General features: G+C 73.9%; 23 protein-coding genes and 1 tRNA gene. 14 read left to right on the top strand and 10 right to left on the bottom strand.

Features of this window, described 5'->3' with window-relative positions; translation table 11 throughout:
* Positions 1 to 91: 91 nt before the first annotated feature.
* Together LG396_RS01345 and LG396_RS01340 are read left to right on the top strand one after the other, a co-directional pair.
* Positions 92 to 499, top strand: coding sequence for a VOC family protein (locus LG396_RS01345; RefSeq protein ID WP_037751585.1), 408 nt, complete (start codon positions 92 to 94; stop codon positions 497 to 499).
* Positions 500 to 595: 96 nt separating this feature from the next.
* Positions 596 to 683: transfer RNA gene (locus LG396_RS01340), tRNA-Ser, on the top strand.
* A 54-nt stretch (positions 684 to 737) separates the two neighbouring features.
* Here the strand turns inward: LG396_RS01340 and LG396_RS01335 are convergent.
* Positions 738 to 1748 carry an alcohol dehydrogenase catalytic domain-containing protein gene (locus tag LG396_RS01335; protein WP_018836446.1) on the bottom strand — a complete coding sequence of 337 codons (1011 nt, stop codon included), beginning with the start codon at positions 1746 to 1748 and terminating at the stop codon, positions 738 to 740.
* Positions 1749 to 1873: 125 nt separating this feature from the next.
* On the opposite strand from LG396_RS01335, the gene LG396_RS01330 reads away from it, so the two are divergent.
* On the top strand, positions 1874 to 4318 hold the full coding sequence (locus LG396_RS01330; RefSeq protein ID WP_225793235.1) for an NACHT domain-containing protein: 2445 nt from the start codon (positions 1874 to 1876) through the stop codon (positions 4316 to 4318).
* Between the two features lie 9 nt (positions 4319 to 4327).
* On the opposite strand, the gene LG396_RS01325 is transcribed toward LG396_RS01330, so the two are convergent.
* Positions 4328 to 4783 (bottom strand): GNAT family N-acetyltransferase, encoded by a 456-nt coding sequence (locus tag LG396_RS01325; RefSeq protein WP_145896265.1) that lies wholly within the window; start codon positions 4781 to 4783, stop codon positions 4328 to 4330.
* Between the two features lie 59 nt (positions 4784 to 4842).
* Positions 4843 to 5817 carry an aminoglycoside phosphotransferase family protein gene (locus tag LG396_RS01320; RefSeq protein ID WP_225793234.1) on the bottom strand — a complete coding sequence of 325 codons (975 nt, stop codon included), beginning with the start codon at positions 5815 to 5817 and terminating at the stop codon, positions 4843 to 4845.
* Between the two features lie 107 nt (positions 5818 to 5924).
* On the opposite strand from LG396_RS01320, the gene LG396_RS01315 reads away from it, so the two are divergent.
* Together LG396_RS01315 and LG396_RS01310 are read left to right on the top strand one after the other, a co-directional pair.
* On the top strand, positions 5925 to 6533 hold the full coding sequence (locus LG396_RS01315) for a GrpB family protein (RefSeq protein ID WP_225793233.1): 609 nt from the start codon (positions 5925 to 5927) through the stop codon (positions 6531 to 6533).
* A gap of 4 nt (positions 6534 to 6537) precedes the next feature.
* Positions 6538 to 6792 carry a DUF8825 domain-containing protein gene (locus LG396_RS01310; protein ID WP_018836441.1) on the top strand — a complete coding sequence of 85 codons (255 nt, stop codon included), beginning with the start codon at positions 6538 to 6540 and terminating at the stop codon, positions 6790 to 6792.
* Between the two features lie 366 nt (positions 6793 to 7158).
* Here the strand turns inward: LG396_RS01310 and LG396_RS01305 are convergent, their stop codons facing one another.
* Entirely contained in the window at positions 7159 to 8760 is a 1602-nt protein-coding gene (locus LG396_RS01305; RefSeq protein ID WP_225793232.1) for a S1C family serine protease, read from the bottom strand.
* Positions 8761 to 8956: 196 nt separating this feature from the next.
* Here LG396_RS01305 and LG396_RS01300 point away from each other — a divergent pair, with 196 nt between their 5' ends.
* From LG396_RS01300 to LG396_RS01290, 3 genes are all read left to right on the top strand, one after another.
* On the top strand, positions 8957 to 9961 hold the full coding sequence (locus LG396_RS01300; protein ID WP_037751573.1) for a glycerophosphodiester phosphodiesterase family protein: 1005 nt from the start codon (positions 8957 to 8959) through the stop codon (positions 9959 to 9961).
* Positions 9962 to 10095: 134 nt separating this feature from the next.
* Positions 10096 to 10686: an ATP-binding protein gene (locus tag LG396_RS01295; RefSeq protein ID WP_308190051.1), complete on the top strand. Its 591-nt coding sequence runs from the start codon at positions 10096 to 10098 to the stop codon at positions 10684 to 10686.
* Positions 10687 to 10911: 225 nt separating this feature from the next.
* Positions 10912 to 11889 (top strand): DUF5926 family protein, encoded by a 978-nt coding sequence (locus tag LG396_RS01290; RefSeq protein WP_018836437.1) that lies wholly within the window; start codon positions 10912 to 10914, stop codon positions 11887 to 11889.
* A gap of 381 nt (positions 11890 to 12270) precedes the next feature.
* Here the strand turns inward: LG396_RS01290 and LG396_RS01285 are convergent, their stop codons facing one another.
* Positions 12271 to 12993 (bottom strand): bifunctional DNA primase/polymerase, encoded by a 723-nt coding sequence (locus LG396_RS01285; RefSeq protein WP_225793230.1) that lies wholly within the window; start codon positions 12991 to 12993, stop codon positions 12271 to 12273.
* Positions 12994 to 13527: 534 nt separating this feature from the next.
* On the opposite strand from LG396_RS01285, the gene LG396_RS01280 reads away from it, so the two are divergent.
* Both LG396_RS01280 and LG396_RS01275 read left to right on the top strand, forming a co-directional pair.
* The gene (locus tag LG396_RS01280) at positions 13528 to 15273 is read left to right on the top strand and encodes a PP2C family protein-serine/threonine phosphatase (RefSeq protein ID WP_225793229.1); all 1746 of its coding nucleotides are present in this window, start codon (positions 13528 to 13530) and stop codon (positions 15271 to 15273) included.
* Between the two features lie 138 nt (positions 15274 to 15411).
* The gene (locus tag LG396_RS01275; protein WP_225793228.1) at positions 15412 to 16998 is read left to right on the top strand and encodes an aminopeptidase P family protein; all 1587 of its coding nucleotides are present in this window, start codon (positions 15412 to 15414) and stop codon (positions 16996 to 16998) included.
* Positions 16999 to 17166: 168 nt separating this feature from the next.
* Here LG396_RS01275 and LG396_RS01270 read toward each other — a convergent pair whose 3' ends face one another.
* Both LG396_RS01270 and LG396_RS01265 read right to left on the bottom strand, forming a co-directional pair.
* Positions 17167 to 17979, bottom strand: a complete 813-nt coding sequence (locus LG396_RS01270) for a sensor histidine kinase (RefSeq protein WP_443729170.1) — start codon at positions 17977 to 17979, stop codon at positions 17167 to 17169.
* A gap of 862 nt (positions 17980 to 18841) precedes the next feature.
* Positions 18842 to 19525 carry a response regulator transcription factor gene (locus LG396_RS01265; RefSeq protein ID WP_018836432.1) on the bottom strand — a complete coding sequence of 228 codons (684 nt, stop codon included), beginning with the start codon at positions 19523 to 19525 and terminating at the stop codon, positions 18842 to 18844.
* A gap of 129 nt (positions 19526 to 19654) precedes the next feature.
* On the opposite strand from LG396_RS01265, the gene LG396_RS01260 reads away from it, so the two are divergent.
* Positions 19655 to 20197 (top strand): PepSY domain-containing protein, encoded by a 543-nt coding sequence (locus LG396_RS01260; protein WP_225793226.1) that lies wholly within the window; start codon positions 19655 to 19657, stop codon positions 20195 to 20197.
* Between the two features lie 261 nt (positions 20198 to 20458).
* On the opposite strand, the gene LG396_RS01255 is transcribed toward LG396_RS01260, so the two are convergent.
* Positions 20459 to 20974, bottom strand: a complete 516-nt coding sequence (locus tag LG396_RS01255) for an anthrone oxygenase family protein (RefSeq protein WP_018836430.1) — start codon at positions 20972 to 20974, stop codon at positions 20459 to 20461.
* Entirely contained in the window at positions 20967 to 21797 is an 831-nt protein-coding gene (locus LG396_RS01250; protein WP_225793225.1) for an NAD(P)H-binding protein, read from the bottom strand. The genes LG396_RS01255 and LG396_RS01250 overlap by 8 nt, the downstream gene beginning before the upstream one ends.
* A gap of 81 nt (positions 21798 to 21878) precedes the next feature.
* Here LG396_RS01250 and LG396_RS01245 point away from each other — a divergent pair, with 81 nt between their 5' ends.
* The 3 genes from LG396_RS01245 to LG396_RS01235 all read left to right on the top strand — a co-directional run bounded on the left by LG396_RS01245 (position 21879) and on the right by LG396_RS01235 (position 25345).
* Positions 21879 to 22820, top strand: a complete 942-nt coding sequence (locus tag LG396_RS01245; protein ID WP_225793224.1) for an AraC family transcriptional regulator — start codon at positions 21879 to 21881, stop codon at positions 22818 to 22820.
* Between the two features lie 221 nt (positions 22821 to 23041).
* Positions 23042 to 24145 (top strand): calcium:cation antiporter, encoded by a 1104-nt coding sequence (locus tag LG396_RS01240; protein ID WP_018836427.1) that lies wholly within the window; start codon positions 23042 to 23044, stop codon positions 24143 to 24145.
* A gap of 36 nt (positions 24146 to 24181) precedes the next feature.
* Positions 24182 to 25345 (top strand): DUF3533 domain-containing protein, encoded by a 1164-nt coding sequence (locus tag LG396_RS01235; protein WP_225793223.1) that lies wholly within the window; start codon positions 24182 to 24184, stop codon positions 25343 to 25345.
* Between the two features lie 203 nt (positions 25346 to 25548).
* On the opposite strand, the gene LG396_RS01230 is transcribed toward LG396_RS01235, so the two are convergent.
* Positions 25549 to 26013, bottom strand: coding sequence for a MarR family winged helix-turn-helix transcriptional regulator (locus LG396_RS01230; protein ID WP_225793222.1), 465 nt, complete (start codon positions 26011 to 26013; stop codon positions 25549 to 25551).
* Between the last annotated feature and the right edge of the window lie 64 nt (positions 26014 to 26077).

Genomic DNA, 26077 nt, shown 5'->3' with positions numbered 1-26077 from the left:
CCGACCGATGAGTTCCGCGACCCCGCTCCGTCTACCCCACAGACAGCGTGCTCCAGGAGCCGACGACACTGCCCGGAGAGGGGCCACCACGATGCCGCACAAGATCTTCGTCAACCTGCCCGTGAAGGACCTGGACCGCTCGATGGCCTTCTTCACCGCCCTCGGCTACCGCTTCGACGAGAACTTCACCGACGAGAACGCCACCTGCCTCGTCATCACGGACGACATCTACGCGATGCTCCTCACGGAGCCGTTCTTCAAGGGCTTCACCAAGAAGGAGATCGCGGACTCCGCCACCTCCACGGAGGCGATCCTCGCCCTGAGCGTCGACACCCGCGAGGCGGTGGACGAGATCGTCGACAAGGCGCTGGCCGCGGGCGGCGGCGTCGCGAACGAGCCCAATGACCAGGGCTTCATGTACGGCCGCAGCTTCCTCGACCCGGACGGCCACCAGTGGGAGATCTTCTGGATGGACCCGGCAGCCGCCACCGCCGCCTGACCCCCGCCCACCGCCCCGCAGCCCGCCCCGAACCCGGAGGCGACGCCGCCGCACGAACCGCTAGCCTTGGTCCCTGCCGCCGCCGAGCGACGGCAGGGAGAGTTGCCCGAGCGGCCTAAGGGACCGGTCTTGAAAACCGGCGTGGCGTACCCCGTCACCGTGGGTTCGAATCCCACACTCTCCGCCGACGCGCCTTCCTGACCGGCGGGAACGTGCGTGTAGCGGCTTCGTACCGCCGTCAGGCGAAGGTGATGACCGAGCGGTTGGGCGGGCTGGTCTTGGCCATCGCTTCGAGGGCCGCGCCGGCGCCCTCCAGGCCGATCGGCGTGTAGTCCGGCACGATCCCGTGGGCCGCGGAGAACGCGAGGGTGTCGCGGGCGTCGTGGGGGGAGCCGGAGGGGTTGACCATCACGTGGAGGCGGCCCAGGACCATCGGGGTCGGGGGCAGGACCAGCGGGGTGTCGTCGTAGCCGCAGAGGACGAGGGTGCCGTCGGGCGCCAGGCCCGTCAGGGTCGCGGTGGCCGCGGCCGTGGAGGGGGCGGCGTTGAGGATCAGGTCGGCGCCGCCGTCCCAGGCGCGCAGCGCGTCGGCCGGGTCGGTGTCGCGGGTGGCGATGTAGCGCTCGGCGCCCAGGTCGCGCGCCGCCGCCTCACCGTGCGGCGAGCGGCCCACGGCGGCGACGCGGGCGCCCATGGCGACGGCGTAGCGGATGGCGAGCGCCCCCACGCCGCCGGTGCCGATCACCGCGACGCGGGAAGTCGCCGTGATCCCCGCCTGGCGCAGGCTGTTGAACGCCGTCAGCCCCGCGCACATCAGCGGCGCCGCGGCCACCGGGTCGAGCCCGTCGGGCAGCGGCGTGACGAAGTCGGCCTTGAGGACGGCGTACTCGGTGTAGCCGCCGTCCATCACGATGCCCGTGATCCGCTTGGCGGGGCAGAGGATCTGCTCGCCGCGTACGCAGTAGTCGCAGTGCCGGCACGAGTCGCCGAGGAACTGCGCGCCGACCGCCGTCCCGACCGCGGGCCAGGAGACGCCGGGGCCGAGGGCGGCGACCTCGCCGGTGATCTCGTGCCCGGGGACGACGGGGAAGCGGGCGATGGGCCAGTGGCCCTGCAGCAGGTCCAGGTCGGTGTGGCAGACGCCGCACGCGATGATCCTGACGAGCACCTCACCCGGCCCGGGTTCGGGCACCTCGCGTTCGGTGAGGGTGAGCGGCGCGTCGGCCGCGGTGGCTACAGCCGTGAGCATGGGGCGCTCGTTCCTTCCAGGTTCCTTCCGGCGGACGTCCGCCTCTTGGGGACGAATCTAGTCCGCGCTCCCCGTATCCGGCCGATGACCGGCCGTGCACGGGCCCGGTTCGCTACCGTGCCCGCGTGAACCCGGATTACGTTCTCCAGGGCGCGGCCGCCGGCGTACTGGCCCGCGTCGTCGCCGACACGTCCGTACGCCTCGGTGTCAGCCTGCGGGCACTGGGCAACCGGGCGCTGAAGGCGGACCAGAAGCTGGTCGAGTGGTTCGACACGTACGAGCTGGACGCACCCGGCCCCGACGTGTCCGGCAGCCTCCCCGCGGGCGTCCCCGAGGACGCGCTCGAGGCGGTCGTCGCGAGCGACGAGTTCCACGCACTCGTCCACGAACTGCTCGCCGCCCGGCTCACGGACGCGCCGGAGGCGGACGTCCAGCGGCTGCGGCCGCTGCTGGAGACCGTACTGACCCCGGCCGATCCGCGGGCCGACTGGCCGGCGTTCGCCCACGCCCTCTTCGACTTCTACGACGAGCAGATCTGCGCGCTCGTGGGCCGCCTCGAGGGCGCGGACGGGGAGTTGCTGCCGCGGCTGCGGAGCGAGGCGTTCTCGGCGCGCATGGTCGCGTCGTTACGGGCCATCGAGCGGAAGCTCGCGGCGTACGACGAGCGGGATCCGGAGCGGGAGCGGGAGTACCTGGGGCGCTACCGGCGGCACGTGGTCGAGGAGTTCGGGAAGATCAAACCGCCCGACTTCGAGCGGCGCCGCCGGGTCCCGATCGACGACCTCTACGTCTCACCCGAGATCCTCCCCATGCCCCCCGTGGGGTCCTTGCTCGCGACCGAGGCGATCTCCCTGTGGCAGCTCGGCGAGGCGCTGGACCGGTCGGTCCTCCTCGGCGACCCGGGCGGCGGCAAGACGACGGCGTCCGGCGTGCTCATGCACTGGCACGCGCAGGCCGCGGACCGGCGGGTGCCCTTTCTCGTCACCCTGCGGGAGTTCGCCGCGCAGGACCCGCCGGAGCGGTCGGTCGTCGGCCACATCGAGCACCGGCTGGAGACCTTCTACCAGTGCCCCGCCCCGCCCGGTCTCGTCTCCCGGCTCTTCCTCACCGGCTCGGCGGTGGTCATCTTCGACGGCCTGGACGAGCTGACCGACACGACGCGGCGCGCCGAGGTCACCGCGATCGTGGAGCGCTTCTGCTCGGAGTACCCGATGGTGCGGGTGCTGGTGACGTCCCGCCTGGTGGGATACGACCAGGCGCGGCGCCGGGCCTGGGTGTTCAGCGACGCGGGGACGACTTCGGCGGGCGAGAAGCTGTACACGTTCACGCACCGGACGTTCCTGGAGTACTTCACGGCCGGATATCTGGCGAGGGCGCACGACACCCCGGAACAGCTGGCGAAGGAACTGGCCCCGCGGATCATTAAGCAGGAGTGGCCGGTCGTCGCCGAACTCGCCCTGCAGATGAAGGACGGCATGGCCGACCAGGGCGCCGAGCGCTTCTACCGCAGCCTCCTGGGCGACAAGAGGTACCGGGCCGCCGAGAGCAGCAAGAACCTGCTGAGCTTCCTGGCCTCCGCGCTCGCGTCGGTCGACCCGCCGCCGGCGGTCGTCCGGGAACTGTGCCGGCGCTGCCTGGACCACTTCTTCCTGGGGCAGGGGAACGACGCTCGGTATTACGAGCCGCTGGATCTGCTGACCCGCTCGGGGAGCGCCTACCTGCCCGCTCTCGGCGAGGAAGTGAGGAAGCACATCGACATTGCGGTCGCGGACGGCCACGAGCCTGCCCGGACCACAGCGCTCAGCTTGGCGCTCCGCTGCTACGGGGTCCGGTTCACTGCGAAGGCCACCGACGAAGACATGCTTGCCTTCTGGGCGGACTTCGCCGAGGAGAGCCGTCGCAGATACCGCGCGGAATACGCCGCGGCGGCGGGGTCGAGTGAGAATTTCATGTACGAGGCGGTGCGGCAGGGCACGATCCCACCGGGGGATCTACTAGCCGAGCCGGACGGCTTCGAGAATTTGCTGAATGAGCCGTACGACCTAGGAGTGTTCGCAATCCGACGAGCGCCGTTCCTGCTCTCCGAAATCCAGCACGCGATGAACGCGTCGGAGCCGATCCCACCTGAACGGATTGCCCTTCTCAGGGCGGTTGGAGAGTACCTGTCGGACAAGGCGGATCCGCCTTGGGCGCGGTGTACGCTCACGTGGCATCCGCGGCCGATCAGCACGACCACGGTGCGGCTCGACGGTATGGCCTTCCTGGGCGCGGCGATCCCGTACCTCATCTTGGCCGAAGAGGGCGCAGGTTTGGGGTTGCGCCGCAGGTACCCGGAGGAACTCGGCTCCTTGGCGCCCCTCTACCCCTACTTGGTCAGACGGCTGGGCATCGATCCGGACGCCGAACTCCCCGCGCTGCCGGTCCGCGCCGACATGCAGGCGCTGTTGGAGGCGTGGGCGGACGGCCGGCAGGACTTCGTCATCAAGGAGGCGAAGCAGTCCCCGCGCCGCCTCCCGGCTCAAGCTCGGCGATCAGCTCCCGCACCCGTCTCCCGACCCCACCCCGACTAGCCCGTACCCCTACAGCGGCAGGTCCCGGCCGAAGACCACCATCGGGCGTCCCGCCCCGTCGTAGTCCTCCACCACCCGCGCCGCGAACCCCAGGCTGCGGTGGAACGCCTGCGAGCCCGTGTTCGCCACCGACGTGATCGCCTTCAGCCGCTCCGCCCCCTGCCGGGCCGCCGCCGCCGCGAACGCCCCGTACAGCCGGCGGCCCAGGCCCGTGCCGCGGGTGTCGTCGCGGGTGGCGATCAGGTGGACGTACCCCGTGCGGGCCGGGGTGACGAAGCCGAAGACGTAGCCGCGGATGCCGTCCCCGGCGCGGGCGACCAGGCAGGTGTCGCCGAACTCCTGCACCATCGCCAGCAGATGCAGCGCGCGCATGTCGCGCTCGCCCCAGTAGCGGGGGTGGTCGGCGAGCACCTGGTGGAAGGCGTCCGTGTCCGCCGGCTCGATGTGCGTGCCGTCGATGGTCATACCTGTCGCTCCCTCGGTCCGTCCCCCCGCAGTCGGCGCCCCCGGCGCGCGCGCCGCCGCTACGGCGTCGCGTCCGCCAGGGCCTCGGTGATCTGGCGGGTCGTGTTGCGCGCGACGAGCGGGTGCGTCGCCGCGTACGCCGTGTATGCGCTGAGCGCCGTCGTCACCGCCCAGCCCCGCCCCCGCGCCCACGCCGCGTCGTCCGCGCCGAGCGCCTCGCGGAACACGGCGCGCGGGCCCGGCTCCAGCAGGGTCCAGGCGACGACCAGGTCGCAGGCGGGGTCGCCGACGCCCAGGCCGCCGAAGTCGAGGACGGCGCTCAGGTGCCCGGCCCGGGTCAGCAGGTTGCCGTTGTGCATGTCGCCGTGGAACCACACCGGCGGCCCGCCCCGGTCCCCCGCCTCCAGGGCCGCCTCCCACACCGCCGTCAGCGCGCGGGCGTCGAACGCCCCGGCCGCGCCCACCGCCGCGATGTGCGCCCGCGTCGTACGGTCGCGGTCCCGCAGCGGTACGGCGGGGGAGAGCAGCCCGTACGCCCCCTCGGCAGGCAGCGCCAGGCCCTGCAGCGCGCGCAGGAACGCCGCCACGTCCGCCGCCGCTTCCTCCGGGTCCGCGAGGCTGCCGTGCGTCGGCGTCCCGCCGTCGAGCCAGCGCGAGACCGACCAGTGCCAGGGATACCCGAACGCCGGCTCGCCCACCTCCAGCGGCGCCGGTACCGCCAGCGGCAGGTGCGGGGCGAGGCGGGGCAGCCACAGGTGTTCCTTCTCGGCCTGGCCGGCCGCCCAGTCGCCGCGCGGGAGGCGTACGGACATGGCGTCGCCGAGCCGGAAGATCACGTGGTCCGAGCCGCCGGGAAGCAGGGGGCGCAGCGGCAGATGCGCCCACCGCGGGAACTGCGCCGCCAACAGGCGCCCGGCCAGTTCCTCGTCGACCGCGGAGACCGCGGGGACCGCCGGGGCGGCGGCGGTGTCAGCCGTGACGGCGGTGGCGGCACCGGCGTCCGCGTCGGCGCTCGCGGTGGTCTCGGACGGCAAACGACTCTCCTCCCGGCCTGCGGTCCGCCTCATCCCATCTTCCCGACGCCCGCGCTGTCGAACGGTTTTCTGCCGCGCGGGCGGGCCGACGCCGCCAGACTGGAGGGATGCCCTTCCCTGACGAACCGCAGGTGGCGGCCGTGCTGGCGTACCGGCCGACGTGGCCGGAGGACTTCGCACGGCTGGCCGCCGAGCTGCGCGCCGCACTCGGCCCGCACGCGCACGCCGTCGACCACGTCGGATCCACGTCCGTACCGGGACTGGCGGCGAAGGACTGCGTGGACATCCAGATACGGGTGGCCGCGCCCCTCGACGAGGAGCTGCACACGGCGCTCCTCGGCGCCGCCGGCTACCGCCGCCGTCCCGAGCCCTGGAACCGCACCGAGGTCTCCGGCGGGCGGGAGTGCCGCAAGCTGGTGTTCGCGCCGCCGGTCGGCGCCCGGCGGTGCAACGTCCACGTACGCGAGGCCGGCGGGCCCAACGCCCGCTTCGCGCTGCTCTTCCGCGACTATCTGCGCGCGGACGGCGCGGCGCGCCGGGCGTGGGGCGAGTTCAAGTCGCGGCTGGCGGACGGTTTTCCGGAGCTGGCGGCGTACGGGCAGGTCAAGGCGCCGGCGACGGAGGTGCTGATGATCGCGGCCGAGCGGTGGGCGGCGGCGACGGGGTGGGATCCGGGGAATACGCGTGACTCGAAAATCGAACACGTGTCAGAATAACTGCGTGACCCACACCTTCCCCGAAGACCTCGTCCAGACCCAGCGCGACTGGTACGCGGTGTACCGCAGGCTCGCCGAGGAGCCGCGGCACAGCGCCAGCGAAACCGCGGTCCTGCGGCGGCGATTGCTGCGGCTGTCGGTGCGGGTGTCCACCCATCCGTACTGGCAGACGGCCGGCGGACGGCTGCCGTCGGCGCGGATGGCGCTGAAGGAGGCGGCCTGGGCCCAGGTGCGGGCGGAGGCCGCCGGCAGGGGCTGACCGGCAGGGGCTGACCGGCAGAGACGCCGGAAGCCGCCGCATGCCCTGCGGGCCGGTGCGTACGGGCCGGGCGGGCACAGGAGTTCCGGCCGGGGCAGTGACGGGTCCCGGCCGAGCCGGTCCGGGCCGGGTGAGGGGCGGGGCCGACGAGGGACGGCCCCGGACACCCGGCCCGGACCACCCCCACCACCGCACGCCCTCACCGCGCCCCCGCGCCCTCCCGTCCTCCCGCCCCACGCAGGCGTCCGGCGCGCCGCCCGCGAGCGCGGACAGCCCGTCGCCGGCAGGCGGTCGACGCCGGCGGGCCGCGCACCACAGCGGCCGGGCACCCGCCTCGGGTGCCCGGCCGCCTCGGTTGCCGGTCCGTCAGTCGTCGCCCTCGCGCTCGCCGAGGGTGATCTCCGCCGTCTTCTGGTCGCCGCCGCGCTCGTAGGTGATCTCCACCTTGTCGCCCGGCTTGTGCGCCCAGAGCTGGGCGATCAGCGTCGGTCCGCTGTCGATGATCGTGTCGTCCAGCTTCGTGATCACGTCGCCCGGCTGCAGACCCGCGTCGGCCGCGGGGCCGCCGGGCGTCACCGGGTCGCCGGCCGCGCCGCTGCCCGACTCGCTGACCTTCGCGCCCTTGCCCTGGTACGAGTTGTCGACGGAGACGCCGATGATCGCGTAGACGGGCTCGCCCGTGTCGATGAGGTCCTGCGCGACCCGGTCCGCCTGGTTGATGGGGATCGCGAAGCCCAGGCCGATGCTGCCGCCCTGGCTGCCGCCGAAGGGGCTGCCGCTGTCCGCCGGGCGGATCGCGGAGTTGATGCCGATGACGTTGCCGTTGCTGTCCAGCAGCGGGCCGCCGGAGTTGCCGGGGTTGATGGAGGCGTCGGTCTGCAGGGCGTTCATGTACGACTCCTGCTGGCCGCTCGCGTCGCCGGAGGCCACCGGGCGGTTCTTGGCGCTGACGATGCCCGTGGTGACGGTGCCCGACAGGCCGAACGGCGAGCCGATGGCGATGGTCTGGTCGCCGACGTCCACCTTGTCGGAGTCGCCGAGCGGCAGCGGCGTCAGGTTGGCGTCGGAGGCGTCGGCGAGCTTGATGACGGCCACGTCGTAGCCGCTGGCCTGGCCGACGACCTCGGCGTCGTACGTCTTGCCGTTGGAGAACGTCGCCGTCAGCGACCCGCTGCCCTCGGCGCCCGCCACGACGTGGTTGTTGGTGAGGATGTGGCCCTGCTTGTCGTAGACGAAGCCGGTGCCGGTGGCGGCGCCCTCCTCGCCGCTGGCGCCGTCCCCGCCGCTGCCGCTGGCCTCGATGGTCACGACGCTGGGCAGCGCGTTGCCGGCGATGCCGGCGACCGAGCCGGGCGGGTTCTCGATCTTCTGGCCGTCCTGCGAGCCCGAGACGGTCGTGGACGTACTGCCGGAGTCGTCGTCGGCCGCCCAGTACCCGATGCCGCCGCCGATGCCGCCGCCGATCAGCGCGGCGACGAGGGTGGCCGCGACCACGGTGCCGATGCGCCGGCCGCCGTTGCCGGGGGGCCTGGGGGCGGAGTCCCAGCCGCTGCCGCCGGGCGGCGGGGCGCCCCAGCCGGGCTGGGTGGGAGGCGGCGAACCCGCCGGGGAGGTGCCCCCCGACAGCGGGGGCGGGGGCCACTGCGGGCCGGCGCCGCCGGACGAACCGGCGGCGCCGCTGGGCCCGGCCTGACCTCCGGCGGGCCCGGTGTGGCCGCCGGAGCCCGTGCCGCCCGCGGCGCCGACCGCGGCGAACTGCTCCGTACGTGCCCCACCGTGGCCCCCGGCACCCGGGCCACCCGGGGAGCCGGCAGCGTCCGAACCACCCGGCCCCTCCGGTCCCGCCGGCCAGGCGCCGCCGGCCCCTGTGCTCGCGCGCTCAGGAGACTCGACCGGAGACCTCGCTCCCGCGTCCGGCGGCGGAAAGTCCGGCCGCCGGGGCGTCGCGCCGTCGTTCTCGGTACTCACAGCTCTCTCCTTCACGTTTCACGCCAGGTGCCAGTTGCGCCTACCCGCCCAATCAGGGTCCCGCACCGCTTGTCAGCGGACGGTAAACCGGACCTGGTCTTTGGCTGACATCCTTTACTTCGGACATTCCCGGCGCATCCCCTGGGTGGCAGACGAGGGCCGGGCCACCCGGCGCGCCGGGTGGCACGATGAGCCGGTGAGCCAAGCACCCGCGGATGGGCCGTACGGGCGTACGCGGCCGGATCCGCCCGCCGTCGTCGCGCACCGGGGCGCGTCCGAGTCGGCGCCGGAGCACACGCTCGCCGCGTACCGCACGGCCATCGAGGAAGGCGCCGACGCGCTGGAGTGCGACGTACGGCTCACCGCCGACGGTCATCTCGTCTGCGTCCACGACAGGCGCGTCAACCGTACCTCCGACGGCCGCGGCGCCGTCTCCGCACTGGAACTCGCCGACCTCGCCGCCCTCGACTTCGGCTCCTGGAAGGCCCGCGAGGAGCGCCGCGACGAGGTGGGCAGGCGCCAGCGCGAGACACCGGAGGAGCCCGACTGGGAACGTACCTCGGTACTCACCCTGGAACGCCTGCTGGAGCTGGTGACCGACGCCGGGCGCCGGGTGGAGCTCGCCATCGAGACCAAGCACCCCACCCGCTGGGCCGGTCAGGTCGAGGAGAAACTGGTCGAACTGCTCCGCCGGTTCGGCCTCGCCGGCCCGGCAGCCCCGCGCGCCCCCCGCGCCCCCCGCACCGGCCGGAACGGGCCGCGCACCGGGCGTGCGAAACCCGGCGCCGAAAGCTCCGCACCCCATACCGCCGCCGGCCCCCACCCGGAAACCGACGAACCCTCCCTCGTCCGGGTGATGAGCTTCTCCGCCCGCTCCCTCCACCGCATCCACGCCGCCGCGCCCGCCGTACCCACCGTCTTCCTCATGCAGTTCCTCCTCCCCCGCTTCCGCGACGGCCGCCTGCCCCGCGGCGTCGGCATCGCGGGGCCGAGCATGCGCATCGTGCGCGCCAACCCCGGCTACGTCGCCCGCCTGCACCGCGCCGGCCACCGCGTGCACGTCTGGACCGTCGACGAACCCGACGACGTCGCCCTGTGCGCCCGCCTCGGCGTCGAAGCCCTCATCACCAACCGCCCCCGCCAGGTCCGGGCCCAGCTGGACCGCATCGGCTACGACACACCGCCCACCGGTGATGCATGACTACGCGTAGTACCGCGGCGCGCGCACTGCGTTCGGTTACGTAACGAGTGCATCAACGGTCGCCGGTTGGCCGGTTTCCGATCCACCCCGCGGGGGCATTGACTCCCTGTTGCGGGGCGAGGAGATCGCTGGGGGTGGTGATGTTCGTGGTGGCACAGCAGGCGCCGGCTTCGTCCATGGCCGTTCCCCACGGCCCGGACGGAGTGGGGCTGGCGCGCCGCCGCCTGCGCGCCGACCTGCGCGCCCGCGGCACTGCGGAGACGACCGTCGACGACGCCGTCCTCGTCCTGTCCGAGCTGCTCAGCAACGCGTGCAGGCACGCCAGGCCGCTGGCCACGGCCGCGGCGACCGCGGACGCCGAAGTGCTCGTACCCGCCCGCCCGGACGCCCGGCCCGCCGCCGGCCCCGGCCCGGACCGGGCACCAGGCACCGAGGCCGCACCCGCCGCCGCCCCGGGCCGCGAGGAGGCGCCCGCGGCCGCGGGCCCCGGTACCGGGGACACGCGCGTACGCGCCGACTGGCACGTCGATCCGGACGGCCGCGTCACCGTCGCCGTCACGGACGGTGGCGGCCCCACCCGACCACTTCCCGCCACACCCTCGGTCACCGCCAAGGGCGGCCGCGGGCTGGCCATCATCTCCTCCCTCGCCTGCGACTGGGGCGTGCGCTACGACGCCGGCCCTCTCGGCGAGGTCACGGTCTGGGCGTCCCTGCCCGGCCACTGAACCGCCGGCGGAACCGGCCGCGGAACCGCCCGCACCCCGCTGACCACCTCCGGGCCGCCGCACGGGCGCCCCGGTTGCCCGCCCCGCCGGCGGCCCGGCCGGCAACCGGGTACGCCGCCGAAGGCGGGCACCGGGCCCGTACACCCCGCGCTGGGACTAGGCTCCGGCGGTACGTGACACCGTCCGTACGTGACACGATCCGCGCCCGAACGGAGCATTCCAGCCATGGCGAAGAAGCGCCGCCCCCGTACGAAGGCATCCCAGCCCGCCGCCGTGCCCGACGGCGACATCCCCGTCGTCGGCGCGCGCGAGCCCTGCCCGTGCGGCTCCGGCCGGCGGTACAAGGCATGCCACGGCCGCGCCGCCGCGCAGGCCGTCACCGAGCTGGTCCGCCGGCCCTTCGAGGGGCTGCCGGGCGAGTGCGACTGGGTGGCGCTGCGCGAACTCGTCCCCGCCGGCACCGCGTCGCTCACCCTCGCCGCCGGCCTCCCCGACGACGTGCCGTCGCTGACCCTGGCGACCGTGCTCCCCATGGCCTGGCCCGCGCTCCGCCGCGACGACGGCACCGTGCTCCTCGGGCTGCAGAACGACACCGCCTCCGGCGACATCAGCCGCGACCTCGCCGACGTACTGCAGCGCGCGCTGACCGCCACGCCCGGCTCCCCCGTCGAACCCGCCGCGCCCACCGGCACCGGCGACGGGCCGCGGCTCCAGGACCTCCTCGACACCTCCGCGGCGCTGGAGCCCGTGGTGCACGACGGGTTCGAGTTCTGGATCGACGACGCCGAGTCGGCCTCCGGCGAGGTCGCCGCCTCCCTCGAACGCGCCAACGCCGCCGCCATCCCCACCGCCCGCCTCGGCGGCGTGGAGGCCGCGTACTGGTGCGAGGCGCCGGAGAAGAACCACCTGCGCTGGGTCATGCCCCACCCCGAGGAGAAGCTCCTCGACGCTCTCGCCCGGCTGCACGCAGCGGGCACCTCCGCGCTCGCGGAGGACACCCGCCTCGTCGGCTCGTTCCGCGCCCACGGCCTCGTGGTGCCGGTGTGGGACCTGCCGTCGTCGATGACGGCGGAGGACTGCGAGAAGCCCGCGGCCGAGTTCGGGGAACGGCTGGCGGAGGCGCTGGCCGTCACCGAGCCGCTGACAGGTACCGAACGCAAGGCCCGCGGCGGACTCGCCAACCGCCAGGTGACGCTGAGCTGATCACCTGCATACCGTGCGGTATGACGGGTCCATCATTTGACGGGAATTACGACGTTCGAATTTGCGAAACGCCAAAGTGTTGTTACCGTCGCTTGTAGCCCGGTCGCTGGTGCATCCCCCGTCGCCAGCGGCCGGGTCTTTACATGCCCGGCCGCCCGCCTTTAATGGAATTTCACGCGGCACCGCGAAGCCCGGGTTCATGCGGCACAGAGCCAATTAGGTGGAACACGGCGTACAGGCGCCACTACGGACCGCTTGAGCGGCACACCTGCCCGTACGCACCGCCCGACCGCCACCGCACGCCCACGGGCGCCCCGCGTGCATACGCGGGACGCCCGTCGCTCTGCGTGGCCCTGCTCGGCCCGGGGTGGCTCTAGGGCCTCAGCCGACGAACCTGCCGCCGCCCGGAGCCGCCGCCACCGCCTCCACGAGCACGCCGACCACCGACGCCACCGGCGGCAGCCACGGCGCCCTGCCGTGCGGCCGCGGCGCCCGCTCCCAGCGGACCCGCCCGGCGCCCGTCTCCGACGGCGGCAGCGCCAGATAGCCGCCCTCGCCGTGGAAGCCCAGCGACGCCGGCACCCAGCCGTGCTCGCCGAGCAGCTCGCCCAGCTCCTCGTAGCCGTAGCTGGCCACGAGCAGCGCCCAGCGCTCCGGCGTGGCCACCACCGGGCCCGTACGGACACCGAGCCGGTCCAGCCGGGTCAGCGCCTGCGCCGCGGTCACCGCCGGCAGGCTCACCGCGCTCGGCGCGAAGCCGCCCGTGGCGAGCAGCACCGGCGCGTCCGGCTGCTGCTCCCACCACCAGCGGACCATGCGCGGGTCCGTGGTCGCGGCGAGCACGCCGGGATCGTAGGGATGCGCCCCGGGTGCGGCGCACTCCGGGTAGGGACAGGCGCATTCGCACTCACGCGGCCGGGCCGGCTCGCGCGTGCGGTCCTGCGTCAGGTCGTGCGTGCGGTCCCGCCGGCTGCTGCGCCGCTGCGGTTCCAGGCCCGCTCCGGGTACGACGGGCCACTGCCACTGCGAAGCGAACGTCAGCGCCGCGTCAGGCAGCGCCCGCTGCCCGTTACGCCTGCGCCGCTTTCCGGGATATTCGCGCATAAGCGCTCATCCTTCCGTGGCACCAGGGTCTGCTGGCCGATCACCTTGCGAGGTCATACAGTCACTGCGGTCTCGGTGCGGTGTCTGTGCTGCGTCGGTGCGCTGCTTCGGTGCGTCGGGTGCGTGCATCGGTCGTTGCGATGGCGCGCCACGCGTGGGCGGGGCCCGGGCTCTGTTCTGTAGGACGCACTGCCGCCTGGGCGGGTTCCTGCCGTTGCCGGCTTGTGTGGGGACCTCCGTGTCGAAATCCAGTCGACCGCAATTGAACAGAGCACCCATCGATTTTCAGCCAAACACAGATGCCCCGCGGACACCACCATGCCCGGGCCGACAACACTGGACATCGCATCACCAGTCCGTGTAAATGTGGATCTATTGGGAGTGGTACAGCACGAGATGGGGGTCCGCGATGCTGTTGAGCGCGATGCCTGTGCCGGTCAGGCCCGTACGGACGGGCCAGGCCGGAGCGCGGGCCGCGAGTGCGGAACCGCTGCGCGAAAGCCGCCGACGGTGAGCACCCCACCGTTCCCGAATGTGGCCGGAATTGAGCTACAGCGGCTGCTGCGACCCGCGATCGCCCACCCCGCCGAGTCCCCCGCGGCGTCCTACGACCGCCTCTCCGCCTGGGCCGACGACCTCACCGCACTCCACGAGCTGACCGGACGCCTCGCCCGCACCACCGAGTTGGCACAGGCGCTCCACGAGATCCTCCGCGCCGGCGCGGAACTCGTCGGCGCACGCCGCGGCTTCGCCGTCCTGCAACCCGCCGACGGCCGCGGCCCCGACGCCCGCGTCGGCTACGGCATCGGCGCCGCCGACCTCGGCGCCATGGAGACCGTGCCACGCGCGTCCACGTCGTACGGGCGCATCCTCGACGCCCCCGCCGCCACCCGCCCCGCCGACGTCTGCCGCCCCGACCTCGCCGCCGAACCCGGCCTCCACCCCCGCCACCTCGACGTCGCCATGCGCCTCGGCTACGCCGCCGGCTACGCCGTCCCGCTCACCGCGACGGACCCGGCGGCAGCCCCCGGCACCGGCGCGCCGACGGGCCCGGGGACGGCGCCCGCGGGGCCCGCCGCGGCGCAGCCCGCGGCCCGCCCGGGCGGCGGCACATGGCCCGCCGCGGGCCCGCAGGCAGGACCGGAGCGCCCGGGACCGGGACAGCCGCACCACGGCGGTATGGCACAACCGGGCCAGGCGGGAACCGGACACCCCGGACACCACCACACCACCCCCGGCGCCGTGCCCGGAGGTCCCGCCGCCGCCATGCCCGTCCCCGCTCCCGCCCACGCGCCCGGCCCCGGGCACGTGGGCGGCCCCGTGCCCGGGGGCCCCTCCGGCCCCGTACACCCGGAGACACCCCGCCCCGCGCCACCCGCACCACCCGCCGGACACGCCCACGGCTCCGGCGCCCCGCCCCCCGCGCTCCTCGGCGCCGTCGAATGGCTCTACGACGGGCCCGCCCGCCCCACCGACCGGCAACGCCGCATCGCCGGCCTCTACGCCCGCCACGCCGGCGACCACCTCGCCCGCCTCCTCGACCTCTCCCGCGCCCGCACCGCCGCCGACGGCGTACGCACCGCGCTCCTCCCCGCCCGCCTCCCCCGCGTCCCCGGCGCCCGCGTCGCCGTCCGGCACCGCACCGGACCCCTCGGCGGCGGCGACTTCTACGACGTCCTCCCCCTCCCCGACGGCGCCCTCGGCCTCGCCGTCGGCTCCGCCGGCGGCGGCGGACCCGCGGCCGTCGCCGCCATGGGCCAACTGCGCGCCGGGCTGCGCGCGTACGCCGTCATGGAGGGCGAGGACCCCGTCGCCGTCCTCTCCGACCTCGAACTCCTCATGCGCCTCACCGAACCCGGACGCCGCGCCACCGCCCTCTTCGCGTACGCGCCGCCCGGCCGCCGCAGCATCGTCGTCGCCGGCGCGGGACACTGCCCGCCGCTCGTCACCGGCCCCTGGCGCACCGAGTACGCCGAGACCACCCTGTCCGCGCCGCTGGGCATGCTGACCTGCTGGGAAGCGCCCAGCGTCACCATCGACCCGGCACCAGGAGAAACCGTCCTCCTCTACACCGACGGCCTCCTCCACCGCACCGGCCGGCCCACCGACCAGGCCATGGCCCGCCTCCACCACGCCGCCGCCACCGCCCCCGCACCCGTACGCGACGACCCCGAAGCGCTCACCGACCACGTCCTCGCCCGCCTGCTGCCCCCCGGCCCCGACGACGGCGCCGGCCACCCCGAGGACGTCGTCCTGCTCGCCGTACAGCTCACCGGCTGACCGCACCCGGCCGCTGCCGCGCGCCGCCGCGCCCGCGCCGCGCCCGGTGTCGTTCGAAACGTCACTGCTCGCGGGGTCTTCGAGGCGCGCCCCCGGCCGTACGCTGGAGGCGGCCGACGCATCGCAGAGGAGGAAGCCGTGACCGAGGAGCAGCCGCAGACCCGGACGCCCGAGACCGCGGAGACCGCGGGACCCGGGCAGACCCCGCCCGGGGAGATCGCGGAAGGCGCCGGAGGCGCGGAGGACACCGACGGCGCGGAAGGCACCGAGGACACGGGGGACACCGGGGACAAGCCCGTCAAGCAGCGCAAGAACGGCCTCTACGGCGGCCTCTCCGACGAACTCGCCGAGAACATGAAGTCCGGCTGGGCCGACACCGAGCGCCACGACCTGGAGCCCGTCCCGCAGGCCGGGTTCGCCGCCGACCGCCGCGCCGCGCTCTCCGCCCGCTTCCCCGGCGAACGCCTCGTCGTCCCCGCCGGCAACCTCAAGGTGCGGGCCAACGACACCGAGTACCCCTTCCGGCCCTCCTCCGACTACGCCTACCTGACCGGCGACCGGACCGAAGACGGCGTGCTCGTCCTGGAGCCCGTCACCACCGGCGACGGCAAGCTGGGCCACGAGGCGACCGCGTACCTGCTGCCGCGCTCCGACCGCACCAACGGCGAGTTCTGGCTCTCCGGCCAGGGCGAGCTGTGGGTCGGCCGGCGCAACAGCCTCACCGAGAACGAGAAACTGCTCGGCCTGCCCGTCAAGGACGTACGCAAGCTGACCGAGCACCTGGCGGAGGCCACCGGGCCCGTACGGCTGCTGCGCGGCTACGACGCGGCCGTCGACAAAGCGCTCGTCGACAAGGTCACCGCGGAGCGGGACGAGGAATTCCGCGTCTTCCTCTCCGAGATGCGGCTCGTCAAGGACGAGTTCGAGATCGCGGAAATGGAGTACGCCTGCGAGTCGACCGCGCGCGGCTTCGAAGACGTCGTGAAAGTCCTCGACCGGGCCGAGGCCACCAGCGAGCGCTACATCGAGGGCACGTTCTTCCTCCGCGCCCGCGTCGAGGGCAACGACGTCGGCTACAGCTCCATCTGCGCCGCGGGCCCGCACGCCACCACTCTGCACTGGGTGCGCAACGACGGCGCCGTCCGCTCCGGCGACCTGCTCCTCCTCGACGCCGGCGTCGAGACCCGCAACCTCTACACCGCCGACGTCACCCGCACGCTGCCCATCGACGGCACGTTCACGCCGCTGCAGCGGCGGATCTACGACGCCGTCTACGACGCGCAGGAGGCGGGCATCGCCGCCGTCCGGCCGGGCGCGGCGTACCGCGACTTCCACGACGCGGCGCAGCGGGTGCTGGCGGCGCGGCTCATCGAGTGGGGGCTGCTGCAGGTCGAGGACGTGGACAAGGTGCTGGAGCTGGGCCTCCAGCGGCGCTGGACCCTGCACGGCACCGGGCACATGCTCGGCATCGACGTCCACGACTGTGCCGCGGCCCGCACCGAGGAGTACGTGGGCGGCACGCTGCGGACGGGGATGTGCCTGACGGTGGAGCCGGGGCTGTACTTCCAGTCCGACGACCTGACGGTGCCGGAGGAGTACCGGGGCATCGGGGTGCGGATCGAGGACGACATCCTGGTGACGGAGGACGGGCGCCGGAACCTGTCGGATCAGCTGCCGCGGCAGGCGGACGAGGTCGAGGCGTGGATGGCGCGCCTGCGTCCCTGACGTACGCGGAGCGGAGCACCGGCCGGTGCGTACGGGCGGACACCGGCCGGTGCACTGGAGAAGACGCAGGGCGGGCGCGGAAGGTTTGCACGAATTCCCCCGCGGCCCGGGCAATGACGGCTGACAGATTTTGAAATCCGTCAGCCGTCATCTGCTAGCCGTTAGCCGTTACTCGCCCTCCGTCGACCCGCTCAGCGGCAGCCGCACCGTGAACAGCGCCCCGCCGCCCAGTGCCTCGGCGACGCCGATCGTCCCCCCGTGGCGTACGACCACGTCCCGGACGATCGCCAGGCCCAGGCCCGCGCCGCCGTCGTCGCGGCTGCGCGCGTCGTCGAGGCGGACGAACCGTTCGAAGATCCGCTCCCGGTCCGCCGGCGGCACCCCCGCGCCGTCGTCCGCGACCTCCAGCACCGCCCACGCACCCTCGCGGCGCACCCGGACGTCGACCCGCCCGGCGGCGTGCCGTGCCGCGTTGTCCAGCAGGTTGCCGAGGACGCGCTCCAGTTGGCTTCGCGAGCCGGACACCGTGGCGTCCGCCAGTTCCCCGGCCACGACCGCCACCCGGCCCTCGGGCCCCTCGGCGCCACCGATACCGCCCTCCGCGTTCCGGCGCTCCACGTCCTTCCGCACCAGCGCGCCCAGCGCGACCGGCTTGCCCGCGGGCTCCTCCCCGGCGTCCAGCCGGGCCAGCAGCAGCAGGTCGGCGGCGAGGTGCTGGAGCCGCACGGTGTCCGCCACCGCGCCGTCGAGGTCGAGGAGTTCGGGGTGGGCGGCGGCGACCTCCAGCTGGGTGCGGAGCGAGGCGATGGGGCTGCGCAGTTCGTGGGAGGCGTCGGCGACGAAGCGGCGCTGGCGTTCGACGGACTCCTCCAGCGCGGTCAGGGTCTCGTTGGTGGTACGGGCCAGCCGGGCGACCTCGTCGCGCGTGGCCGGCTCGGGCACCCGGCGGGACAGGTCCGTGGACGCGGTGATCGCGGCCATCTCGCCGCGGATGCCCTCGACCGGCCGCAGCGCGCGCCGCGTGACCAGCCAGGTCACGCCGCCCACGACGGCGAGCAGCGGCAGCAGCCCGGCGAGCATGGCGCGGCCGGCGGTGCCGACGGCGTTCTGCTCGGTGTCGAGGGGGACGCCGGCCCAGACGGTGTAGGTCCGGCCCTCGGGGGAGGTGACCTTGAGGCCGGCGAAGCGGTAGTCGGCGCGTTCGCCGTCGAGTACGGCCGTGCCGTCGGAGCCTTCCGGCGAGTCCTCGACCTCGCCGCGGCGCGGCGCCGGGTCGTCGTCCCCGGAGTCGTCGGAGTTCGAGTCGTCGGCGGAGTCGTCCGAGGAGTCGTCCGAGGAGTCGTCCGAGGAGTCGTCGTCGGCGTCATCGGCCTCGTCGGCGTCATCGTCCGCGTCGTCGTCGCGCTCCCCGCCCTTGTCGTCCCCCGAGTCCCCGGAATCGCCCGAATCATCCGAGTCGTCCGAGTCCCCCGTGCGGCTCGGTGTCGGCGTCGGGGTCGGCGTCTGCGGTGTCGGGCTCTCCCCCCGGGTCTCCGGCGGCGGCGTGGTGGCGGGGCCGCCGGCGCCGGTGATGCGGCCGAGGTCCTCACTGGCGAGCACGATGCCGTCGTTGTCGTCGCGTACGACCACGGGGTTGTCGCCGGGGAGGTCGAGGTCTTCGAGCGGAACGCCGTTGCTCAGCTCCGTGGCGGTGCGGCGGGCGTTGACCTCGGCCTGCAGGGCGGCCTGGTCCTGGAGGTTGGAGCGGAGTACGAGCAGCACGGCGACGCCCGCGGCGACGAGCGCCAGGGCGACGACGGCCGTCGCGCCGACCGCGGCCTTGGCGCGTACGGAGGAGAACGGGCTACGCACGGGAACTGCCGCCCGCGTCCGGGTCGGTGAGGCGGTAGCCCGCGCCGCGTACGGTCTGGATGGTGCGGGCGCCGAGTTTGCGGCGCAGGGCGCTGACGTAGACCTCGACGATGTTGGGGTCGCCGTCGTACGCGAAGTCCCAGGCGTGGTCGAGGATCTCGGACTTGGAGACGACCTCGCCGGCGCGCTGCGCCAGCACTTCGAGGACCGCGAACTCCTTCGTCGTCAGCGTCACCTCCGTCTCGCCGACGTGCACCCGCCGGGCGGCGGGGTCGACGGCGAGGGAGCCGATGCGCAGGACGGGGGCGGCGGTGCGGCCGCGGCGGCGCAGGAGTGCGCGTACGCGGGCGAGGAGGACGACGTAGCTGAAGGGCTTGGTGAGGTAGTCGTCGGCGCCGGTGTCGAGGCCTTCGGCCTCGTCGTACTCGCCGTCCTTGGCGGTGAGCATGAGGATCGGGGTCTCGTCGCCGGCGGCGCGGAGTGCGGCGCAGACGCGGTAGCCGTTGAGGCCGGGGAGCATGATGTCGAGGACGATGAGGTCGTAGTCGGTCTCGGTGGCGCGGTGGAGACCTTCGACGCCGTCGTGGACGACGTCCACGGCGAAGCCCTCGGCGGCGAGCCCGCGGGCGAGGGAGGTGGCGAGGCGTCGTTCGTCCTCGACGATCAGCAGTCGCATGCCCCAAGGGTCGCAAACGGAAGCTGAAGAACCCTTCAGGTGGCTTCAGGGTGCCTTCAGGGTCGCTCAGGCAGCTTGGTCTCTGTCAGCACACAGCGGCACGAGCCGTCGGATGCAGGAGGAACCCTCATGAAGCGCAACATCGTCATCGCCGCCGTCGCCTCGGCCGCTCTGATCACGGGTGGCACGGTGACCGCGGTCGCGGCCTCGAACGGGGACAGCGGGGCGGACGCCGCCTCGGTGCCGGCGGACGTGCAGGTGGGCGACGACGACCGGGACGACGACGGTGACGACCGCGACGACGACCGGGACGACGACCGGGACGACCGGGACGATGACCGCGACGACGACGGCCGGGACGCCGACGACCGCGCCGAGGCCGAGGCGCTCGCCGCCGCGAAGGTCGGCGTCGACGACGCGATCGCCGCGGCGCTCCAGGAGCGGGCCGGCACGGTGGAGTCGGCGGAGTTCGACGGCGACGACCGCGGCGGGGCCCACCAGTGGGAGATCGACATCCTCGGCGAGGACGGCAAGTGGTACGAGGTGAACGTCGACGCCGCCAGCGGTGACGTCGTGGCCGACCGCGCCGACGACAGCGACGACCGGGACGACGACCGGGATGACCGGGACGACGACGGTGACGACGACGCCGACGACCGCGACGACGACTGACCCGTCGGCGTAACCACCCCCCGGGCCGGCTCGACGGCCGCACCCCGTCCCCATCCCGGATCCCCATCCCGGGTCCCCGTCCCGCGGCCCCCCCCGGACCCCCTGATCCATCCCCCCGGCCCCCGGCGGTCGGCGCCCCGTGAACTCCCCCGGTTCACACGGAGGCGCCCCCGCCGGGGGCTTCCCCTGTACGCCCCCGCACACGACGGAGGCCGGCCCCGGGGCCCCGTGCCCCCGGCGCCGGCCTCGTGCCGCCACCCGCTACCCCTTGCCGGTGGCGCGTCCGTACTGGAACAGCGCCCAGCTCACGCAGCCGAAGGAGAGCACGGTGACGACGGAGCGGACGTTGTTCCAGCGCACCCACCTGTCCTCCACCCGTTCGCGCAGCCCGGCGAGGTCCTTGATCTGGTCGACGGCGCCGGCGGCGTCGAGGTCGTTGTTCATCGGCACGTTGACGGCGAAGGTGATGACGAACATGGCCACGTACAGGACGAGTGCGGCGATCAGCCACGGCAGTGTCCTGGACCTCTGGTCGCCGTCCGCGCCGAGGAGCAGTCCGCCGGCCAGCAGCAGGAAGAGGAAGGCGCCGCCGAAGGTGAGGGCGAACCAGCCGTTCATCATGGCCCGGTTCATCTGCTGGAAGCTCTCGACGAAGGTGCGGTCGGAGGCGCGGGCGAGGCCGGGCATCACGGAGTACGACCAGACGTAGAAGAGTCCGGCGCTCAGTCCCGTGGTGAGGGCGGCCGCGAACAGCACCGCCGTGCGGAAGTCAGACATTCCAGGCTCCTCTCCCGGCCGCTTCGCGCACGAAGTCGGCGAAGTCGCGGGGGGCGCGTCCCAGGGCCTGCTGGACGCCGTCGGTCAGGTGGGCGTTGCGGCCGTCGAGTATGCGGGTGAAGAGTTCGGCGAAGATCTCGACGACGTCGGGCGGGAGGTGCGCGGCGGCGGCGGTGCGGAATCCGTCGGGGGTGACGGGCACGTAGCGTACGTCGCGGCCGGTGGCCCGGCTGATCTCGGCGGCGGCGTCGCCGAAGGTGAGCAGACGGGGGCCGCTCAGTTCGTACGTGGTGCCGCTGTGCCGGTCCTCGGTGAGGGCCGCGACCACGACGTCGGCGATGTCGCGGGTGTCGATGAAGGGCTCGGGGACGTCGGCGGCGGGCAGGACGAGTTCGCCGGAGAGTACGGGGTCGAGGAGGAAGTCCTCGTCGAAGTTCTGCATGAACCAGGCGCAGCGGACGATGGTCCACTGGGCGCCGGAGTCCTTGACGGCGTCCTCGCTGGGGATGCACTCGGGTTCTCCGCGGCCGGAGAGGAGGACGAAGCGCTGTACTCCGGCGCGTGCGGCGGTCTCGGTGAAGGCGCGGACGGCGGGGGCGGCGGCGGGGTCGGCGAGGTCGGGGGCGTAGGTGAGGTAGGCGGCGCGGACGCCGTGGAGTGCGGCGGTCCAGGTGCCGGGGTCGTGCCAGTCGAAGCGGGTGTCGCTGTGGCGGGAGACGGCGCGTACGGCGTGGCCGCGGGCGGTGAGCGTCTCGGTGACGTGGCGGCCGGTCTTGCCGGTGCCGCCGATGATGAGGTTGATGTTCCGCTCGTTGTTTGTCATGGGTCCAGTGAAGCGGCGGCGGGCTGGACGCTCCATGGCTGAAAGGCTCGCCGGCATACGTGAGCGTCTACTCTGGTTCGTATGGACTCGATTGCCGGTCTTCTCGACAGTCCCCGCGCACACGGCGCTTTGATGATCCGTGCGCTGCTGGAGCCGCCGTGGTCGGTGCGGGTCGTGGACCGGGCGCCGCTGTCGATCGTGGCGCTGGCGAGCGGCTCGGCGTGGGTGACGTACGACGATGCGGAGCCGGTGCGGGTGGGGGAGGGCGAGATCGCGATCATGCGGGGACCGGATCCGTACGTGTTCTCCGACGATCCGGCGACGGCGCCGCAGGCGGTGATCCATGCGGGCGGTCGCTGTGAGACACCGGACGGGCAGAGCCTCGCGGAGGAGCTGGATGCGGACGTGCGGACGTGGTCGCACGGGGGTGGCGGCTCGGCGCGGATGCTCATCGGTTCGTACGAGAACGCGGGGGAGATCGGTGCGCGGCTGCTGGATGCGCTGCCGCGGCTGGTGGTGGTGACGAAGGAGATGTGCGACTGCCCGGTGCTGCCGGTGCTGGAGGAGGAGATCGGGCGGAACGGGCCGGCGCAGCGGGTGGTGCTGGACCGGTTGCTGGACCTGCTGGTGGTGGCGGCGCTGCGGGCGTGGTTCGCGCGGCCGGAGGCGCGGGCGCCGGGGTGGTACCGGGCGCAGGGTGATCCGGTGGTGGGGCGGGCTCTTAAGTTGTTGCACAACAATCCGGCGCATCCGTGGACGGTGGCGGAGCTGGCGGTGCGGGCGGGGGTGTCGCGGGCGGCGCTGGCGCGGCGGTTCGCGGAGTTGGTGGGGGAGCCGCCGATGACGTATCTGACGGGGTGGCGGCTGGCGTTGGCGGCGGATCTGCTGCGGGAGCCGGACGCGACGGTGGGTGCGGTGGCGCGGCGGGTGGGGTACGGGAGTCCGTTCGCGCTGAGCACGGCGTTCAAGCGGGTGCACGGGGTGAGCCCGCAGGAACACCGGCTGGCGGCGGTGGAGGCGTAGGGGCGTCGGGCGTAGGGGCGTCGGACGTCGGACGTCGGACGTCGGGCGTAGGGACGTCGGGCGTAGGGCCGTCGGCGTGAGGGCGTAGGGCGTGGGCGCGTAGGGCGTACGTGCCGGGGGCCGGCGGCCGGGCGCGTACGGGCCGCGCCCGGCGGTGCGGGAGACCGCCGTCCGGCCGCGCATGATGAGCAGGGGCGCGCACCGCGTGCCAGTGTCGGAACATGACCGTCCGTACGGCTTCCCGGCGCATCCACTGGTCGGTCGTCGTGCCGCCGGTCGCCGCCGTGCTGCTCGTCTTCACCTGGCAGCGTTCGCTGTCCGGCGTGCTGACCGGCGTCGTCTGCTTCTTCCTCATCGCCGCCGTGCTCGCCGCGGTGCATCACGCGGAGGTGGTCGCGGAGCGGATCGGGCAGCCGTACGGGGCGCTGGTGCTGGCGGTGGCGGTGACGGTCATCGAGGTCGCGCTGATCGTCACGATGATGGTCGACGGGGGCGAGAAGGCGAGCGCGCTGGCCCGTGACACGGTGTTCGCCGCGGTGATGATCACGTGCAACGGGATCGCTGGTGTCAGTCTGCTGCTGGTCGCGCTGCGCCGCGGGGAGGCGTTCTTCAGCGCGGAGGGTACGGGGACGCAGCTGGCGACGGTGACGACGCTGGCGGGGCTGAGTCTGGTGCTGCCGACGTTCACGACGAGCGAGCCGGGTCCGGTGTTCACGACGCCGCAGCTGGCGTTCGCGGCGCTGGCGTCGATCGCGTTGTACGGGATGTTCGTGGCGACGCAGACGGTGCGGCACCGGGAGGAGTTCCTGCCGGTGACGCCGGGCGGCGAGGTGATCGACGACCTGGACGATCCGGCGCACCGGCCGTCGGCGCGTACGGCGTGGCTCGCTCTCGGGCTGCTGATGCTGGCGCTGGTGTGCGTGGTGGGGCTGTCGAAGGGGGTGTCGCCGGCGATCGAGGACGGGCTGAACGCGGCGGGGCTGCCGCGGTCCGCGGTGGGTGCGGCGATCGCGCTGCTGGTGCTGCTGCCGGAGTCGATCGCGGCGGTGCGGGAGGCGGGCCGGGACCGGGTGCAGACGAGCCTGAATCTGGCGTACGGGTCGGCGATCGCGAGCATCGGGCTGACGATCCCGACGGTGGCGATCGCGTCGATCTGGCTGGCGGGGCCGCTGAAGCTGGGGCTGGGGGAGAGCCAGTTGGTGCTGCTGACGATGACGGTGCTGGTGGGGACGCTGACGGTGACGCGGGGGCGGGCGACGTTGCAGCAGGGCGGGGTGCATCTGGCGTTGTTCGCCGCGTATCTGGTGCTGGCGGTGCTGCCGTAGCGAACCGGCCGGGTGCGGCGTGGCGGCGGCCGGGGAGTGCGGGCCTCGTTCGGGTGTATCCGCGGTGCGGGGGCGGGGGGTGTCGCGGACGCTGGGGTCATGCGTCTGGACAGCGGGGACGGCCTGGGTGGCAGCGGGGCGGCTGACGGCGGGATGCCCGTGGGCGGTGCGGGCGGCGGGCGCGGGGCCGGGGGGTTCCTCCGCGAGGTGAGGGACGCGGTGACGCCGCGTTCCGCGCTGCTGGTGCTGGGGGTGCTGGCGCTGGGGGTGTTGTTCATCGCCTCGTACGCGGGTGCTTTCCACTCGCCGAAGCCGAAGGACATCCCGTTCGGGGTGGTCGCCCCGGCGCAGGTGCGGGGCGAGGTGGTGGGCCGGCTGGACGGGTTGCGGGGTTCGCCGCTGTCGGCGCGGGCGGTGGCCTCGCGGGAGGCGGCGGTGGGGCAGATCCGGGACCGGAAGCTGGACGGCGCGCTGGTCGTGGACCAGCGGGGGCGACAGGACGTGCTGCTGGTCGCGAGCGGCGGCGGGCAGTCGCTGGCGGACGCGGTGGAGAGGGTCGTGGCGTCGGCGGAGGGGGCGCAGGGGCGGGACGTACGGACGGTGGACGTGGCCGCGGCGGACTCGGGGGACGCGCGGGGGCTGTCGGCGTTCTACCTGGTCGTGGGGTGGTGTGTGGGCGGGTATCTGTGTGCGGCGATCCTCGCGGTCAGCTACGGCGCCCGGCCGTCGTCGCCGCGGCGGGCGGTGATCCGGCTGGGGGTGCTGGTGCTGTACGCGATCGCGCTGGGGGTGCTGGGTGCGGTGGTCATCGGGCCGGTGCTGGGGGCGCTGCCGGGCAGTGTGGCGGGGCTGGCGGCGCTCGGGGCGTTGGTGGTGTGCGCGGCGGGGGCGACGACGTTCGCGTTCCAGGGGATGCTGGGCGTCGTCGGGATCGGGGTGACGGTGCTGGTGATCGTCATCGCGGGCAATCCGAGCGCGGGCGGGGCGTATCCGTATCCGCTGCTGCCGCCGTTCTGGCGGGAGCTCGGCCCGGCGCTGATCCCGGGGGCGGGGACGTGGACGGCGCGGTCGATCGCGTACTTCGGGGGGCGGGCGATGACGGGTCCGCTGCTGGTGCTGGCGGCGTGGGCGGTGGGCGGAGCGGTGCTGACGCTGCTCTTCGCCCGGGTCCGCGCGTCGGACGCCCAGCGCCCGGTCTGAGCGCCCGCACCGCATCGCCCCGGCACCGCGAAGTCCCAGCACCGTCCGGTCCCGCATCGCGCCGCCCCGGCACCGTCCGGTCCCGTACCGGCCGTACCGGCACGTTCCGGCCCCAACCGCTACCCCCCGCGCACCCGCCCAAGGGTAGGCCGCACCACCGACAAGATCCGCCGCCGGCTCCCGCCGCCCCCCGGTCCCTGTCCTCACGAGCCGGAGGGCTCGTCCTCCTCCAGGTTGTGGAGGATCGTGCCGGCGATGTCGGCGAACCTGTCGAGTTCCTCCGCCGTGAGCTGGTCCACGAACAGCCGCCGGACCTCCCGCGCGTGGCCCGGTGCGGCCTCCCGCAGGGCGTCGCGGCCCTTCTCCGTGATCACCGCGTACATGCCGCGTGAGCCGCACCGCTCCCGGGCGACGAGTCCGCGCGTCCCCATCCGGGTGAGCTGGTGGTGCAGGCGGCTCTTCTCCCAGCCGGCCACCCGGCCGAGTTCGTACGGGCGCCGCCGACCCTCCGGCGCCTCGGAGAGCAGCACGAGCACGGTGTAGTCGGCGTTGGACAGGCCGCTGCCGGCCTGGAGTTGCTGTTCGATCCGGGTCCGCAGCAGCTCCAGCATGCGGAAGGACGTCCTCCATGCGCGGAGTTCGCGTTCTGTCAGTGCCTGCGGCGCCATGCGGCCATCCTACGTCGAGTTGACGAATCAACTCAACGGAGCCTAGCTTCGAGGTGACACATCA

Source organism: Streptomyces aculeolatus, assembly GCF_020400605.1.
GTDB lineage: Bacteria > Actinomycetota > Actinomycetes > Streptomycetales > Streptomycetaceae > Streptomyces > Streptomyces aculeolatus.
The sequence above is the reverse complement of the archived record's forward strand: the minus strand, read 5'-3'. Positions and strand labels throughout refer to the sequence as shown.

Coding starts and splice junctions, on each gene's coding strand:
- LG396_RS01345 (WP_037751585.1), top strand. CDS start 92: ATGCCGCACAAGATCTTCGTCAACCTGCCCGTGAAGGACCTGGACCGC.
- LG396_RS01335 (WP_018836446.1), bottom strand. CDS start 1,748: ATGCTCACGGCTGTAGCCACCGCGGCCGACGCGCCGCTCACCCTCACC.
- LG396_RS01325 (WP_145896265.1), bottom strand. CDS start 4,783: ATGACCATCGACGGCACGCACATCGAGCCGGCGGACACGGACGCCTTC.
- LG396_RS01315 (WP_225793233.1), top strand. CDS start 5,925: ATGCCCTTCCCTGACGAACCGCAGGTGGCGGCCGTGCTGGCGTACCGG.
- LG396_RS01290 (WP_018836437.1), top strand. CDS start 10,912: ATGGCGAAGAAGCGCCGCCCCCGTACGAAGGCATCCCAGCCCGCCGCC.
- LG396_RS01285 (WP_225793230.1), bottom strand. CDS start 12,993: ATGCGCGAATATCCCGGAAAGCGGCGCAGGCGTAACGGGCAGCGGGCG.
- LG396_RS01270 (WP_443729170.1), bottom strand. CDS start 17,979: ATGGCCGCGATCACCGCGTCCACGGACCTGTCCCGCCGGGTGCCCGAG.
- LG396_RS01265 (WP_018836432.1), bottom strand. CDS start 19,525: ATGCGACTGCTGATCGTCGAGGACGAACGACGCCTCGCCACCTCCCTC.
- LG396_RS01260 (WP_225793226.1), top strand. CDS start 19,655: ATGAAGCGCAACATCGTCATCGCCGCCGTCGCCTCGGCCGCTCTGATC.
- LG396_RS01255 (WP_018836430.1), bottom strand. CDS start 20,974: ATGTCTGACTTCCGCACGGCGGTGCTGTTCGCGGCCGCCCTCACCACG.
- LG396_RS01250 (WP_225793225.1), bottom strand. CDS start 21,797: ATGACAAACAACGAGCGGAACATCAACCTCATCATCGGCGGCACCGGC.
- LG396_RS01245 (WP_225793224.1), top strand. CDS start 21,879: ATGGACTCGATTGCCGGTCTTCTCGACAGTCCCCGCGCACACGGCGCT.
- LG396_RS01240 (WP_018836427.1), top strand. CDS start 23,042: ATGACCGTCCGTACGGCTTCCCGGCGCATCCACTGGTCGGTCGTCGTG.
- LG396_RS01230 (WP_225793222.1), bottom strand. CDS start 26,013: ATGGCGCCGCAGGCACTGACAGAACGCGAACTCCGCGCATGGAGGACG.